Source organism: Anaerococcus porci, from assembly GCF_009696575.1.
GTDB classification, from domain to species: domain Bacteria; phylum Bacillota; class Clostridia; order Tissierellales; family Peptoniphilaceae; genus Anaerococcus; species Anaerococcus porci.
On the sequence record NZ_VULQ01000003.1, the window covers coordinates 172,181 to 188,265 of the forward strand.

General features: G+C 29.9%; 14 protein-coding genes. 4 read left to right on the forward strand and 10 right to left on the reverse strand.

Annotated features, from left to right (window positions below):
- Positions 1–25 precede the first annotated feature (25 nt).
- From FYJ26_RS03890 to FYJ26_RS03905, 4 genes are all read left to right on the forward strand, one after another.
- Positions 26–1,372: an MFS transporter gene (locus tag FYJ26_RS03890; protein WP_216629208.1), complete on the forward strand. Its 1,347-nt coding sequence runs from the start codon at positions 26–28 to the stop codon at positions 1,370–1,372.
- Positions 1,373–1,379: 7 nt separating this feature from the next.
- Positions 1,380–2,198: an HAD-IIA family hydrolase gene (locus FYJ26_RS03895; RefSeq protein ID WP_154539799.1), complete on the forward strand. Its 819-nt coding sequence runs from the start codon at positions 1,380–1,382 to the stop codon at positions 2,196–2,198.
- A gap of 808 nt (positions 2,199–3,006) precedes the next feature.
- Positions 3,007–3,528, forward strand: a complete 522-nt coding sequence (locus FYJ26_RS03900; protein WP_154539801.1) for a sigma-70 family RNA polymerase sigma factor — start codon at positions 3,007–3,009, stop codon at positions 3,526–3,528.
- The gene (locus FYJ26_RS03905) at positions 3,521–4,510 is read left to right on the forward strand and encodes a hypothetical protein (protein WP_154539803.1); all 990 of its coding nucleotides are present in this window, start codon (positions 3,521–3,523) and stop codon (positions 4,508–4,510) included. Before FYJ26_RS03900 ends, FYJ26_RS03905 begins: the two co-directional genes overlap by 8 nt.
- A 288-nt stretch (positions 4,511–4,798) precedes the next feature.
- Here FYJ26_RS03905 and FYJ26_RS03910 read toward each other — a convergent pair whose 3' ends face one another.
- The 10 genes from FYJ26_RS03910 to FYJ26_RS03955 form a co-directional block, all read right to left on the reverse strand.
- Complete coding sequence (locus FYJ26_RS03910) at positions 4,799–5,857, reverse strand: ribonucleotide-diphosphate reductase subunit beta (protein WP_154539805.1); 1,059 nt, start codon at positions 5,855–5,857, stop codon at positions 4,799–4,801.
- A 294-nt stretch (positions 5,858–6,151) separates the two neighbouring features.
- Entirely contained in the window at positions 6,152–8,680 is a 2,529-nt protein-coding gene (locus tag FYJ26_RS03915; protein ID WP_154539807.1) for a ribonucleoside-diphosphate reductase subunit alpha, read from the reverse strand.
- 263 nt (positions 8,681–8,943) lie between these two features.
- Positions 8,944–9,417, reverse strand: coding sequence for an RDD family protein (locus FYJ26_RS03920; RefSeq protein ID WP_154539809.1), 474 nt, complete (start codon positions 9,415–9,417; stop codon positions 8,944–8,946).
- A 6-nt stretch (positions 9,418–9,423) separates the two neighbouring features.
- The gene (gene sppA, locus FYJ26_RS03925; RefSeq protein ID WP_154539811.1) at positions 9,424–10,425 is read right to left on the reverse strand and encodes a signal peptide peptidase SppA; all 1,002 of its coding nucleotides are present in this window, start codon (positions 10,423–10,425) and stop codon (positions 9,424–9,426) included.
- 243 nt (positions 10,426–10,668) lie between these two features.
- The gene (locus FYJ26_RS03930) at positions 10,669–10,971 is read right to left on the reverse strand and encodes a hypothetical protein (RefSeq protein ID WP_154539813.1); all 303 of its coding nucleotides are present in this window, start codon (positions 10,969–10,971) and stop codon (positions 10,669–10,671) included.
- Positions 10,972–11,479: 508 nt separating this feature from the next.
- Positions 11,480–12,919 carry a PTS transporter subunit EIIC gene (locus FYJ26_RS03935; RefSeq protein ID WP_154539815.1) on the reverse strand — a complete coding sequence of 480 codons (1,440 nt, stop codon included), beginning with the start codon at positions 12,917–12,919 and terminating at the stop codon, positions 11,480–11,482.
- Complete coding sequence (gene murQ / locus FYJ26_RS03940; protein WP_154539817.1) at positions 12,916–13,794, reverse strand: N-acetylmuramic acid 6-phosphate etherase; 879 nt, start codon at positions 13,792–13,794, stop codon at positions 12,916–12,918. Before murQ ends, FYJ26_RS03935 begins: the two co-directional genes overlap by 4 nt.
- A complete protein-coding gene (locus FYJ26_RS03945; protein ID WP_154539819.1) occupies positions 13,775–14,764 on the reverse strand; it encodes a MupG family TIM beta-alpha barrel fold protein in 990 nt (329 codons plus the stop codon). Before FYJ26_RS03945 ends, murQ begins: the two co-directional genes overlap by 20 nt.
- Positions 14,751–15,062, reverse strand: coding sequence for a hypothetical protein (locus tag FYJ26_RS03950; RefSeq protein WP_154539821.1), 312 nt, complete (start codon positions 15,060–15,062; stop codon positions 14,751–14,753). The genes FYJ26_RS03945 and FYJ26_RS03950 overlap by 14 nt, the downstream gene beginning before the upstream one ends.
- 168 nt (positions 15,063–15,230) lie before the next feature.
- Complete coding sequence (locus FYJ26_RS03955) at positions 15,231–16,067, reverse strand: MurR/RpiR family transcriptional regulator (protein ID WP_154539823.1); 837 nt, start codon at positions 16,065–16,067, stop codon at positions 15,231–15,233.
- Between the last annotated feature and the right edge of the window lie 18 nt (positions 16,068–16,085).

The window sequence follows — 16,085 nt, forward strand, 5'->3', positions numbered from 1 at the left end:
ATATTAATAAATTTAAGGAAGTGTTATGAATAGTATTGATAAAGAAGAAAGTAAAAAAACAGAAGAAGAATTGATGAAACGATTTCGTAAGTCAGCAGGTATAACTTTATATGAAAGTTCTGTACAATGGTATTGTTTCTTGATTTATGCTACTGGTGCTGCTTTGGTTTTCGATAAGGTATTTTTCTCAAATTTTAGTCCATCAATGGCTAAAATATTTTCTTTCCTATCATTCGGAATAGGTTATATAGCTGGTCCTTTTGGTGCAATATTTTTTGGACATATAGGTGATAAAAAAGGACGTAAATTTACAATGTATACATCCTTATTAATGATGGGAATTGCCACATCTGTAATAGGAATTCTACCTCCAGCACAAAAGATTGGAGGCTGGGTAGGATTAGTATTGGCTGGAATGAGGATGCTGGTATGTTTTGCACGTGGAGGAACTTGGGGTGGAAGTATACTTATGGCTTATGAAAATGTGCCTGAGAATAAGAGAAACCTTGTTTCTGCTCTTCCTCAAATAGGTATGCCTATAGGTCTTCTCTTGGCTTCAATATTCTTGCTAATTCCTTATTATTTAATGGACTCAGCAAGTTATCTAGCATATGGATGGCGTTTCGCATTCTTATTAGCTATTGTATTGAGTATTATCGTTGTACTACTAAAGGGTCATATGATGGAAACAGATGACTTTAAGAAAGCTCAAGCAAAACTTGAAAGTAAGGAAGAAGAAGACAAGGAAAAACAAATTGGCCTTGGTTACATGCTTAGGAATTATTGGAGAACTTTACTTTTAGGTTGTGGTACTCGTTGGATAGATGGCACTTGGTATAATGTTTGTATAGTATGGATTTTAAGTTATTGTGAAGAATATCTCAATATGTCTACAGGACATACTCTTTGGATACCAGTATTAGCTTGTGCATTCAGTATTCCATTTACCATGTTGGGAGGACATGTAAATTCTAAGATTGGAAATACAAAGACATACAGTTTGGGTTGCCTTCTTGTGATTATAGCATCTATCCCTTGCTTAAAATTGGTGGAAAATAGTGGTGGAAATCTTATATGGATACTATTTGCAATTGTAGTTGCATGGAGTATTATTTACCAATTAATTTGGGCCGTTTTGGGTTCTTTATGGTCTTCATATTTTCCTACAGAATTAAGATATTCAGGTATATCTTTTGTTTATCATGTGCCTAGTTTTTTAGTTGCAGGTTTGGCACCTACTATTAGTCAATATTTAATTAGATTAGGAAATGGAAACACTGTTTATGTAAGTCTATACATTATTTTAGCTGCAACTGTCGGCATATTTTGTGCATACAAATTAGAAAGTAATTATAAAAAAGGTAAAAGTTAATTAAGATATGAAAAGAGAGAGCATAAATAAAAAGACATTTAAAAATTTGCAAGAGTGTGAACTTTTCATTTTAGATTTAGATGGAACTATTTATATTGGTGATGAGCTTATTTATGGCGCTATAGATTTTGTCGAACACTTAAAAAATTTAGGTAAGAAATTTGTTTATTTAACAAATAACTCTTCAAGGGCATCATCAGATTATGTTAAGATTCTTAAATCTATGGGGTTTTCTTGTGAAAAAGAGAATGTATTTACATCAGGAATGGCAACAGGTATGTATCTTATAAAAAGATATCCTAAAAAAAAGGTATATCTTGTTGGAACTGAAGCATTAAAAATAGAATTGAATTCTTACGGCATAGAAATAAACAATGAGGATGCTGATGTAGTTGTTGTTGGCTATGATAAGGAGCTTACGTATGCTAAGCTTCTTAAAGCCACACATTTTATAAGAAAAGGAGTACCTTATATAGCCACACACCCAGATTTAGTATGTCCTCTACCTCATGGTGAGCTAGCACCTGATTGTGGTAGCATTTGTTCTTTATTAGAAAAATCTACAAGTAGGCAGCCTGATATTATAATTGGCAAGCCAAATCCTTTTATGATTAAACTTTTGTCTAATAAATTAAATATTAATGTCGATAAGATTTGCTCAATCGGTGATCGTTTATATACAGATATTTTGGCTACAAAAAATTCTGGTGCTATATCTATATTAGTATTATCTGGAGAAAGCACTATAAGTATGGTTGATAAATCTGAATTTAAACCTGATTTTATTTATAATAGTGTATATGATTTAATAAATATCATCAGCTAATATGAATATATTTTATTGAAAAAAGTTTTTATTCTAATATAGATTAGAATTTAAAAGCTGTATTTGTCAAATAGTAAAAATAAAAAACAATAATAAGCTTATCCAACCTTTATTAAGTTACTATTATAGATAGTATACTTATAGCCGATAATTCATCACTATTACTAGTGATTAAAATGTACATTTTTAGCTAAATAAGAATGTACATTTTAATCATTAATTACAGTAATTTTTAAGTTATAAAAATAATTACCTACAATTTAGACCTTTCCTAAATAATTTAAATTTTATCTAAAATAGCTTTTTCTATTCTCATATTATAAATAATATCCAATGATTTAGGAAAGTTAATATCATTAAAGGTAGAATGCTTTTTGTGTTTGTATTATGCCTTGATTTCGATAAATAAACTGAAAATTTATCTTCAAAATACTTTTTATCTTTTAATTCAAATTGATTATATATAATCCTTTAATATATTATCAAAGCTGTAATTTTATTTAACTACCCCTATACTTTCTTATTTTAGTATTTACACACTATCTTCTCTTATAATACATATTTTTAAATTAACTTTGGAACTTTCTTCCCTTATTTTCTCAATCCTTTAAACTATAATCTATAATACTTTTTTTGTCTTTTCTTCCTATCCTTAACATCTATTAATATTTAATTGTCTTTATTTTTAATATATAAGTAATATAATATAGAATATAATTTGTCAAAATATCAGAGTGAACAATTTTTTAATATACTATAATGATAGAAAAGTTAAATTCCTTACGAATATATAGGTGAAGGAGGATATATGAATGAAGAAAAAATCATAAGAGGAATTAAAAAGAAAAATGAAGCCTCACTTAAGGAATTTATTAAAATTTATGGACCTATTCTTAAAGCAAGTATCTATAAGAGCCTTTCTCTCAATCAAGAGCTGAGAATGGAAGTTTTAAATGATTCCCTCCTAGCCATTTGGGATAATATCGACTCGTTTGACCCGTCTAGATCATCTTTTAAAAACTGGTGTGCAGGTATTGGAAAATATAAGGCAATAGATGCTCTAAGAAAAGAACTTAGACATAAGTCTATAAATATAGATACTCTTGCAAATGTTCTTGAGTCTGATGAAGAACTTAATTTTGATGAATCAGATAAAATACTTGCTATGCTCGATGAGGATGATAGGGAAATTTTTAGGAAGTTATTTATAGAAGGATACAGCTATGACGATATATCAAATATTTATGATATATCCAAAGATAAGCTTTATAACAAAATCTCACGAAAAAAGAAACTATTAAGAAAAAAAATAGGAGGAGATTATGAATAATATTTATGATAAGATTAATGATATAAAATTTGATGAAAGCAAAATGGACCTTGACCAAATAGAATATGAAAATATGTTAAAAATCGCTTCAAAATATAAGAAAAATTCATCAAGGAAAAAATTTGTAGCTCTTGCAGCTGCTTTAATACTTGTAGCTAGTCTTTCAATCAAACCTGTAAGAACTGAAGCTTCTAAATTTGCTACTGATATTAAGGTTACAATGATGGAAACAATCGGAGCAAGTCCAGATTCTTATAAGTATGTTACAGAGCTTCATAAGCCAATTAAGCTTGGTGGTAATGAATTAATTTTAGAAAACTTTGTTATTGAAGATAATAGAGTTTTTGCAAATATCCTATCTTCTTCAAATGGTAAAGCTATTGAAGAAATAGATAATGATATCTATATATATAAGATTAAGGTCAATGGAGAAAGCTTTAAATCTTGGGGTTCTAGTGGTTCAGCTAGAATGGCTGATGATGGAGAATCTATTGTAAATCAATCTATGATAACTTTTGATAAGGATTTTCCTAAACTTGATAATGCCGATATAGATATTTATATATCAAGTGGAACTTCAAGTGAAGTTGTTTCAATAAAAGCAAGTTCAAATATTGTTAATGAAGATAATAAAATATTTGCAGAAGATTATAAGCTTGAAAATGGAGCCTCTATAAATCTTATGAAGATAAATCCAATAACAATGACTGCTGTGGTTGATAATCTTGATCCAGCTTATTCATATGAGCTAATTGGTACTGATGAAAATGGTCATAAGGTTCAATTAGATCAAAGAACAAGTGAAGATGGTAAAGTAACCTTCTTATATAATAGTTCCTTCTCTGACCTAAAGTTAGATGAATTAAAGGATGGTAGACCTATAAATTTCACCCTAACATCTTCAAAAAGAAATGTAGAATCTGGAAAAGAAACAGATGGCGTTTATGATAAGATAGCTGAATTTAGCCTTTCTGCCAAATAATAATCTTTTGTAAAGTGATATCTAGTTTTGTTTTTAAGTATTTTTCTTACTTGTCTATAAGAATTCTCTTATATTTATAATATATATTAGCTTTCTTATAGCTATTGGATATTTTAAATATATGAAGTCTTAGTCCACTTATTTTGTAAATCAAATATATGAATCGAATATTTTTTGACATAAATATTCCTCCTGATTGGCTTTTCTCTACCACAATCAGGAGGTTTATCTATACAAAATTTTAGACTATCTTAAAAACTTACATATTTTTTATTTAGGTATTATATTTTATAGATCATCTTCAATTACTGATGACTTAGAATATGCTGATACCTTTCCTTCAAAAAAGTCTGTCTTAACTTGGTTTGGATCAGAATATTCACTTACCCATTTCATAGATTGAGGCTCCTCATCATATCCTTCATATAATCTATCAAGACCAAGTCCCTTGGCCCTTAAATTTCCTAAATATTTGATATAATCCTCAATCATGGTAGAATTAAGTCCTGCTATATCATTTCCTATAGCATAATTACCCCATGCTATTTCTTGCTCAACCCCTTCTTTTAATAAATCTCTATAAAAATTCTTAAGCTCTTCTGTAAATAAGTCAGGTCTTTCTAATTTTAAGTCATTAATCATAGACCTAAATAGCCAAAGATGAGTATTCTCATCCCTATTTATGTATCTTATCTCTTGCACAGTACCTGGCATCTTTCCATTACGACCTAGATTATAAAAGAAAGAAAATCCTGAATAAAAATATATCCCCTCAAGAATATAATTTGCAATTAAAACCCTCATAAGATTAAATTCACTGTCATTTTTGATAAACTCATTATATTGATCACCTATAAATGTATTTCTCTTTAGAAGATGCTCATCTTCTTTCCATAGATACAAAATTCTAGTTCTCTCCTCAGGTGAGCAAATAGAATCAAGTATATAAGAATAAGATTGAGAATGGATAGCCTCTTGATAGGTTTGGATGGCAAGGCAAAGATTAATCTCATTTGCAGTAATATAGGTTTGTAAATTAGGCAAATTAGCTGTTTGGATAGAGTCAAGATAGGTTAAAAAAGACAAAATCCTATCATAAGCCTTCTTTTCATTCTTAGTCAAATTCCTATAATCCTTAATATCTTGATTTAAATTAATCTCTTCTGGAATCCAGAAATTATTCATAGCTTGCCTATACCAATCACTAGTCCAAGTATACTTAACATTATTAAAATCATTTAAATTGGTAGTATTACCATTTATAATCCTTCTTTTAGAAAGTTCAATATCACCATCTTCATTGAAAATCCCTCTTTTAGACACCTCTTCATTATACTTATCTTCCATAATATCCTCCTAAATTCCTAAACTCTCATATACCTTTTACCCCAATATTATAAAAACAAATTAAAGCTTGTAACTATATTAAATTTGCAATTTTACAAAAATGAAAGAAACAAAATTTCTTACTAAAGCTTTCTTGTGCAAAAGTCGTTTCTAATAGGTAAAAATGTGGACTCTTAGGGAAGGAGAAACGAGGAAGAATAGTCCCCTTACTCCACCCTAAAAGCAAAGAATTAATTTTAAAATCTTATTATTCTTATACCAAAATATGTTTTTCTATATTTTTCTAAAATATATTTATGATGCACAGGACTCACAATCTTCAACCTCAAGAGACTTACCCCTTACATAATATAAAGACTTAACACCAGCCTCATAGGCTGTTAGATAAATATTTAAGATTTGTCTCATAGTATAGTCTGTAGTTATATAAATATTTACAGATTGACCTTGGTCAATATGTCTTTGCCTTATTCCACAAGCCTTCATAGATATATTTTGGTCTATGTTGTAGGCATTTTCATAAAGCCAAAAAGTCTTGGTGTTTAGTCCCGGAGCAACCCTAGGCACTATAGCGCCTTTTTTTTCTTCTAAGAAATACTTGTTCATAATTGGATCAACTCCTGGTGAAGTACCTGAAATAATAGAGGTTGAACCAGTTGGAGCTATGGCTAATAGATAGCCATTTCTTAAACCTGTTTCATGAACTTCTTTTTTAAGCTTTATCCATCTATCAGAATCATATCCTCTTGATGTAAAATAATCTCCATTATCCCAATCAGAACCTTTAAAAACCTTGTATGGTCCTTTTTCCTTAGCTATCTCATTACTTGCCTTTATAGCAAAATAATTAATATCCTCATAAACCCTATCTACAAAATCAAGGTGGGCTTCTTCCTCAGACCATTTAATATCATTTTTGACTAGCATATGATGGTAGCCACTTGTGCCAAGACCAATAGCCCTATATTTTTTGTTAGTAACTTTGGCATATGGGGTTGGGTAATAATTAAGGTCAATAACATTATCTAAAGCCCTAACTATAGTTGAAACAACTTCTTCAAGCTCAAGCTTATTATTTACATCAATATTTCCTAAAGTTAAACTTGCAAGGTTACACTCAACAAAGTCTCCAGGCTTTGTTTTATTAACAATTACAATTTCTCCTTCTTCTGTAATAATTTCTTCAGAAACAGTCTCGGATGGACTCATATTTTGGGCAATCTCTGTACATAAGTTTGATGAATAAATCATACCTTGATGCTTATTTGGATTAGCCTTATTTACTGCATCCCTATTAAAGACAAAGGGGGTTCCTGTTTCAGTCCATGACTTGATTAATAATCTTATCATATCCTTTATAGATATAACTCTTTTAGAAATATCCTTATCTTCTACTAAGATTTTATAAAATTGCTCAAAGTCATCTCCATAGCTATCTTCTATAGATCTTCCATACTTTGTTAAAACTTCATGAGGATCAAACATATACCAGTCCCCATCTATATTATCCCTGCACTCTTTCCAGAATAAATCTGGTACACAAACTGCTGGAAAAATATCATGGGCTTTCATTCTATCATCCCCGTTATTTGTCCTAAGATTTAGAAATTCAGGTACATCCTTGTGCCATATATCTAAATAGCAAGCCACAGCCCCTTGCCTTACACCTAATTGATCAACGGCTACTGCAGTATCATTGGCAAGCTTTATCCACCTTATAACTCCACCTGCAACATTTTTAATACCTCTAATATCAGAACCTTGGGCCCTCACCTTACCAAAGTAAAGTCCCATACCACCACCGTGTTTAGAAACTTGGGCAAAATTTGTTATAGAGCGGTATATACCTTTTAAAGTATCTGGAACTGTATCTATAAAGCAGGATGAAAGTTGGTTAAAAGGCTTCCTAGCATTAGTCATAGTTGGAGTTGCCATAGTTGCTTTTAAGCTTGATAGGATATCATAAAGCTTTTTAGCAAAATGAACCTTGTTTTTTTCTCCGATAGCTAAGTGCATAGAAATCCCCATAAACATCTCTTGAACATTTTCTATATGCTCATCATCATAAGTCTTAATCAGATATCTTTTTAAAACCAAGTCAAGACCTGAATAAGTAAAGAGTTTATTTCTTTCATAATTCAAATACTCTCCTAACTCCTCAAGCTCCTTATTAGTATAATTTTCTATTATATATTTACCATAAAGACCTTCTGCTGTTAGGAATTGGATTTTAGATCTGAAATCAACAATGCCATACTTTTCTTCAGATAATTTAATCTTTTCATCTAAAAGGTGAATCATAAAGCGGGCTGCTATAAACTCCCAATCTGGACTTTCTTTACTTGTAAGCTCACTTGCAGCCTTAATTAGGGCATTTAAAAGACTTTCCTTGGTCATATTAGCTTTAGTAAAGGACTCAAACTTCATAAATAAAGAGTCAATTGGGTATCTTTGATTATCAAATTCTTTATTAATACTTTTTATTATTTTTAAAGTATAATCATCATCTATATATTTTTCAAAATCAGAAATAACTTTCCTATCCATGGTATGCTTGGCTCTATAAAGAATATAGGACTTAACTTCCTTGTAGAAGTTATTTTCAATAAGTTCAAGCTCAACCAAATCTTGAATTTCTTCAACTGTCACTATATGATCTGTTGGATACTTATCTTTAACAATTTTTCTAATATTTGAAGAAATCTTCTTTAACTTTTCATCACTTATGCTAGTACCCACAGACCTAAAAGACTTAAAAATCGCCCTTTGGATTTTCTCCTCTTCAAATTCTACAAGTGTACCATCTCTTTTTTTAACTTCCATATCTACCCCTAAATATTGTTATTTTTATGTTAATTCCACTATATATTGTGGTTTTCATTTTCATACTAATAAATCATACCACAAGAAGTGTCTTAAAAAAAGGGTGAAACATAATTATATTATTATTAGAAATTTTTAAATTTGAGCAAAAAAATAAGACCCTCTTTCCATATACATTGAAAGATAAGGCCTAATTCTTTATTTCTTAGTCGCTTTTTACGCTTACTTATTTTATTATATTAAATCAAAAAACTTAACTTATCTTAATATTCAAATAAATAATCTACCACATCATCCTTGATAACAACAGTATCAGCCATTATATCAGCTAGAGATTGCTTATTTTGGTTAAATCCTATTATAAGATATAAAATCTTAAGGAAATTTTGGATATACCTTACAAAAACCTCCCTAATAAGGCAATCAAAAAAGCTTAACTTTTCATCATAAAGTGATATAACCCTTATCCCTACAACCATTTTACCCAAGGTTTGGCCATTATTAAGGTAAGTTAGGATAAAAAAGTAAAAAAGACTAATTACTGTTGTCATAAGTAATCTTACCTCAAGACCCATAAGGGTATACTCACTACTTACAGAAAAAATAGTAATGATAATACTTGCTATAGAGCTTGTTATAATTGAGTCGATAGTGAAGGCAACAAGTCTTATAAAAAAGCCTGCATAGGCAAATTTAGGTATAGAAATGGTCTTTTGAGTTTTTTCTACATTTTCCATAAAAGCCTACTTTCCATAATAATACATAGGTACAGGGGAATCTTTATCCATAAGGTCCTTTAAAATTGCAAGATCAGACTTGGAATCTTTTCCTATTAGTGCTTGTCCCTTTGATAAGAGTTTAGAAAATGGAGCCATCTCATCAGAATATTCATAGACTTGTGGATTATCAAGCTTATATTCTTTCTTCATATCAGCTAAGGCTGTATCAAAATTACCAATCTTATCAACTAGTCCATTTTCTAAGGCTTGTGCTCCATCATAAACCCTTCCATCAGCAAGCTTTCTTACATCATCCTCTTTCATAGACCTGCCTTGAGATACTAGCTTAATAAATCTATCAAATGAAGAATTAATAAGATCTTGGAAATATTTCTTTTGCTCATCAGTCATATCTTTTCCAGAACTTCCAGCATCTTTCATCTTACCAGTAGTAATATTTTGTTGCTTAATACCATACTTTTCAAAAAGTCCTTGAAAAGACATAGATGACATAATTACACCAATAGAGCCTGTAAGAGTTTCATTAGATGCGTATATTCTGTCAGTTGGAGCTGAAATATAATAACCTCCACTTGCAGCCATTGTTTCCATAACTGTGAAAACTGGTATCTTCTTATCTTTTTGGATTTCCTTTATCTTATTTGCAACTTGCTCTGAGTTATAAACTGCTCCTCCTGGAGAGTTAACCTTTAAGATGACCCCCCTTACAGTATCATCTTCCTTTACTTCTTTTAATCGCTCCATAACAGCATCATATACTGGACCATCTCCAATAGCACCCTTATAAGTTATTACTGCAATTTTTTTGGATGTATCAGAGCCCTCTATTATATTTTTGTTAGCAGTTGATGAAAATGGATTAAAAGATCCTAAATATTTTTGGGCTATCTTTTCACTTTCTTTTTCTGTTACTTCATTACTTTTAGTTTTAACAAGACTAGAAGCTACGAATAACAAAATAGCTATTGCTATTGCTATCCATTTTTTACCATTACTTTTTTTCATAAAATCTCCTTATTATAAAATATGAAATTCTTCCATTATAAGTATAATACACTAATATCAAAGATTCAAGGAAAATCAAAAAGCCTTTGCTTTTTGTATTAATATTGAGTACAATGAAAGAGCAAGACAATTATCGTTAACACTATGAGAAATTGTTTTTGTATAGTCTCTTAATTGAGACTATTTACATAGAGGATTTTTACCCAAAACTTAATTGTATATGGTAAAAGTCCATTTTTTATATTAATTTCTTCTATCAAGCTTTCTTTTAGTTTCTAAAATATTATTTGCAAGAAGGGCAATTACCACAAAATAAAATTTATCATTTATATATCCTAAAAGTAGGAAATTAATTCCCAAAGCCAGCATCAATACTATGATAAGAGAAAGTAAATTTGCAATATAAGGGTGTTTTCTAATAAAATCTTCCCCTATAAATCCTACAAGAAAAATCTCCAAAAGAGTAGATAAAATTAACACTACAAATATCTCTATAATTATAAAAATATAGGGATGACTTTGATGAAAATTTCTAATACTATGCATACTTTCCTCACTTTCTTAAATTTTATTTTTATACACTTGTATAACAATAAATAATATTTATTATATAATAAAAAATGCTTTGAGAAAATAGAAGGGTTAGAAAGATTATTTAAAAGTTAGACTAAATCTTTTTAAAGAGACTAAACTGTATTAGACTCTTAAAAATAACTTTTAAAAAAGATATTTATCTATGACATAGATAAACTCAAGGTTTTGATAACTGAAGTATAACTAAAATAGAACAATATTTATTCTAATTATGTCTTAATGATAAATTATAAGGTAACATTTCTTTAAATATATATATATCAAGAATTGAAGAAATATAGATTTAACTCAAGCAAACTTAATTTTGAAGTCTATTTTTGAAAAGCCCTATCAAATTTAAATTTCCTAGACATTATAACTATATTTATTAAAACACCCTCTTTACTGCCTTGTACAGTAAAGAGGGTAACTATCAGATTTAAGATTTTATTTTTATATTTTTTCAATTTTAATATATTTCCTACTTAAATTTAAATTCCTTACTTCCTGTAAGGTCTTCACCTTCTACATATTTTTTATCTATACCAAATAGGTAAGTTAGGATAAATCCTCCTATATAGGCTCCTAGAAGTCCAAGGATATATCCAAAAGCTCTTCCATTGTATATTAATGGAATCAAGGCTAGTCCACTTGGTCCTATGGCTGTTGCACCTATATTTCCTATTGCTCCTATTATAGCTCCTCCAACTCCTCCACCAAGACATGCTGTGATGAAGGCTTTACCCATTGGAAGGGTTAAGGCATAAATTAGGGGTTCTCCAATACCAAGTATACCTACTGGAAGTCCTCCCTTAGCGATTTCTATTAGCTTTTTATTTTTTCTACATTTTACCAAAACTGCTATAGCCGCTCCAACTTGACCTGCTCCTGCCATGGCAAGAATTGGAAGAAGGTAAGTTGCACCTTGGCTTTCAATCATTGCTACATGGATAGGTGTTAAGATTTGATGAAGGCCAAGCATTACCATAGGTAGGAATACTGCACCAAGTATAAATCCTGAGAAAGCTCCTCCTAGCTTTATTACTCCATTTATTACTCCTATAAGTCCATTTGATATAAGACCTGCTATAGGCATTATAATAAACATTGTAAGTATACCTGTTAAAAGAAGTGAAATTGTTGGTACAAGAATAATATCAAGAGCATCTGGTATAACTTTTCTTAGGTTCTTTTCTATTTTAACTAAGATAAATACAGCAAGTATTACCCCTATAACTCCACCTTGTCCAGGTAGAAGTGGTGAGTTTAAGAAGATATTTTTTAAAGGCTTATCTGGATTCATTGCAGATAAGTAAATCATGCCTCCTATTACTCCACCAAGTCCTTCATTACCCCTAAATACTTTTGCAGCATTTATACCAATAAATACATTAAGATATCCATAGAGTCCTGTCTTTATTATATTTAAGACTTGAAGTATTGATACATATGTTTCTCCGCTCACACTTCCTGCAGTTATCAAATTTTGTAAGACTGAGGCTATACCACCAATAAGACCTGCACCTACAAAGGCTGGTATTAGTGGAACAAAAATCGATGCTATTGTTGCAGTAAAGGACTTAAAAGCAGAATCTTTTTGTCCTTGTTTCACTTTCTCTTTATTCTCCCTAGTTCTTATATCTATTTCACTTTCCTCAGTGAATGTAGCTGCTGTAAGATTTGCCATCTCACGAGCTATCTTTTCGCTTTTTCCAGGCCCTGTTACTACTTGGATTTGATCACCTTTTACAAGACCCATAATCCCATCAAGCTCTTCAATCTTTTCAAAAGAAACCTTTTCTTGATCCTTTACTTTTACTCTTACCCTTGTCATACAATTTATGACTTCAACTAAGTTATCTTCTCCTCCAAAATAGCTTACTAATTTTTGGGCAATAATTTTATTTTTATCATCTGTCATTGTATCCCCCTTCTTAAAAATCCATCATTTTCTTTTAAAATATTTAAAGCTTCATCTCTTTTTATATCCTTAAGTCCCATAAGTATGGCACACTTAACAGAATTTTGTGACTCGTTTAAAAGTTTTTCCGCCCTTTTTTCATCAACTTCACACACTTCTTTTATAATGGATATGGCCCTTTTTCTAAGCTTCTTATTTGATACTCTTACATCTACCATGAGGTTATCATATACCTTTCCTATCCTAACCATAGCCGTTGTGGAAATTATATTGAGAACCATTTTTGTAGCAGTTCCTGCCTTCATTCTTGTAGAGCCTGTAAGAATTTCACTTCCTGTATCTACTTCTATAGGACAGTCTGCATACTTTGAAATTAAGGAGTCTAGATTACAAGATAAAGAGCCTGTGCTTGCTCCAATCTCTCTTGCATATTTTAATGCCCCTATAACATAGGGAGTTCTTCCGGAACTTGCTATTCCTACTAGCATATCTTCTTTAGTAAATTGATTTTTTATAAGATCCAATTTTCCCATTTCTTCATTATCTTCTGCATTTTCTACAGGATTTCTTAATGCCTTATCACCCCCTGCAATTATTCCGTTTATAAGATTTGGATTTACTGAAAAGGTAGGTAAGGCTTCACTTGCATCAAGAACTCCTAGTCTTCCACTTGTACCTGCTCCTATATAAAAAAGCCTACCACCCCTATTAAGTACTCTTACAAGCTCATCAACAAGTTTTTCTATCTCACCTATTTTTTGACCTACCTTTTTTGCTATTGATTGATCTTCCTTGTTAATTATTTCAATAATTTCTCTTGTAGATTTCAAATCAAGATCTTTTGAATTAATATTTCTATTTTCTGTTGATGGCAATTCTATCATCTCCTTTTATTAAATCAAGTATAGCTAGATGCTCTTTACAAACTCTTCCTATGACATTTCTAGAATTACTAAGTCCCAAATCAAGCCTTGCTATCTCTAGCTCTCCAGAATATCTTCCCGAATTCTTATTAAGGATAAGAAAATCTCCCTTTCTTATATAATTATTTGAAACTTCATTAATAAATTTATAAGTTCTCTCATTTCTTATAATATATTTGCTTATATCACTTCTTACCTTAAATTCATTAATTTCATATCCCTTTTTTAAGTATAGATCAAGATTAATAATCCCTTTCTTTTCAAAAACTTCAATATATCCTTTGTTCTTCATACTTAAACCTTCAGATAATACTAAATTATTAATCTTATAAAATCTTTTAAGCTTAAGATATGAATAATAAGGGTCTTTAAACCTATCCTCTTCAAGGCTTGGAAGAGATTTATACAAGGGTCCTCTAAAGTCTTTATCTCCTTGAAAAAATGCAAATAAATCAAGTCCAAATTTCTCCAATACTTTATTTTTTTCTATAAAATCATCCTCTCCCAGTCCAGAAAATTCTAAAGGATAGTAATTGTGCCAAGCAGAAATGTTAGAAAAATTTCCTCCAAGCTCTTTAATTGCTTCAAGTGTTTCACGTGAAACACTTGAAGCATTTATAGCTATCCTATTATTCTTAGATAAGTTCACTATTTTTTCTTTGTCGAAACCGAAATCAAGTCTTAATATAAGTCCCATTCTCAAAAGCTCTGGGTAGTGTTTCAAAATTTCTCCATTAATATCAAGGCAAATATCAATCTTAAGAGAATCTGCCAAAGATTTTAAAAAGATAAGTTTTTTCATATTCCTATCATCTACTGGGTAATGCATAGAAGTAAAAAGAATATCAAAATTTTTAAACTCATTTATTTTCTCTTCTATATAATTTTCATCTTGATTAAGATATAGACTAAATCCCAACATTTTTTAACCTTCTTAGCATAAGAATTGATGAAATTATAGCAATAAACAAGCTAGCAATAGAAGATATTCCAGTTTTTGGATTGTTTTTTTCTTTTATTATCCTACTTATCATTTCCTTGTAGCCACTATTTTCTACATTTTTTGTACTTATCTTATCAGCTATATTTAATGATTTATCTTCTTTATCATCCTTTGACTCTATCACTGTTTCTTCTTGATTTTCTTTTAGCGTATCATCAGCTAGGGAATTTGTTGGTATTAACAATAAGGCTAAAGCTAATAATATAAGCTTTTTCATTTATACCTCCTTTGATGGCACATTAATATAGGAATTATATAAGTTAAACTTTTAATCTTATTAAATATTCTAAAATATATTAGACTATTGTTTGAAAAGCTTTTTATTTTCTATATTATAAAACACTTGAAAATTTATTTCAAGTGTTTTTGTTTATTTTTGAAATAATTATTTAAGTTTATCAGTTAAGTCCTTACTTATTTTAAGGCTCTCATTTACATTTTCGTAATTTTTAGCTATATAGGTGAAAAATAGAATATCTGTAATTATAAAAGATGAGAATCTTGAGGTAATTGCCCCATATCTTATTTCTTTTTCACTTGATGGAATTTTTAGAATTATGTCTGATAGGTCTTTTATTTTTGATTTTTCAGACTTTGTTATGGCTATAACCCTAGCATTATTTTCTTTTGCAAATTTCACTGCTTCTAATACTTCTTTTGTTTTAGCATTATAGGAGATTGCTATAAGGATATCACCCTTTTTTATATGGCTTATGGCTGAAAGATTTGTGTGAGCATCTTTTTCATAAAAAACATTTGCACCTGCCCTAAGGAGTTTATAGTAGAAATCTTCACATATAAGTCCAGATCCTGCAACTCCACAAAGGTAAATCCTACTTGCCATATTGATTAAATTTCCTGCCTTTTCTATATTTTTTTCATCTATTATAGCATAGGTTTTTTCTAATGTCTTTTGGATATTTGCTCTAGATTTATCTATTATTTCACTGATCTTATCATCCTTTTTTATTTCATCTTCTATATATTCATTCTTGCTTTCAAAAGATTTTGCTATCGAAACTTTCATATCTACAAAGGACTTATAGCCTATTTTTTTGACAAATCGTGTTACCGCAGACTGAGAAGTTTTTGTATTTTTAGCAAGGTCTATGGATGATTCGTTTATTATCTTATCTTTATTTTTAAGTATATAGTCTGCTATAAGTTTATCTTTTTGAGTAAAATTTTCTTTTTTATCTTTTATTCTTATTAAATATTCCATATATTCCTCATTTTATTA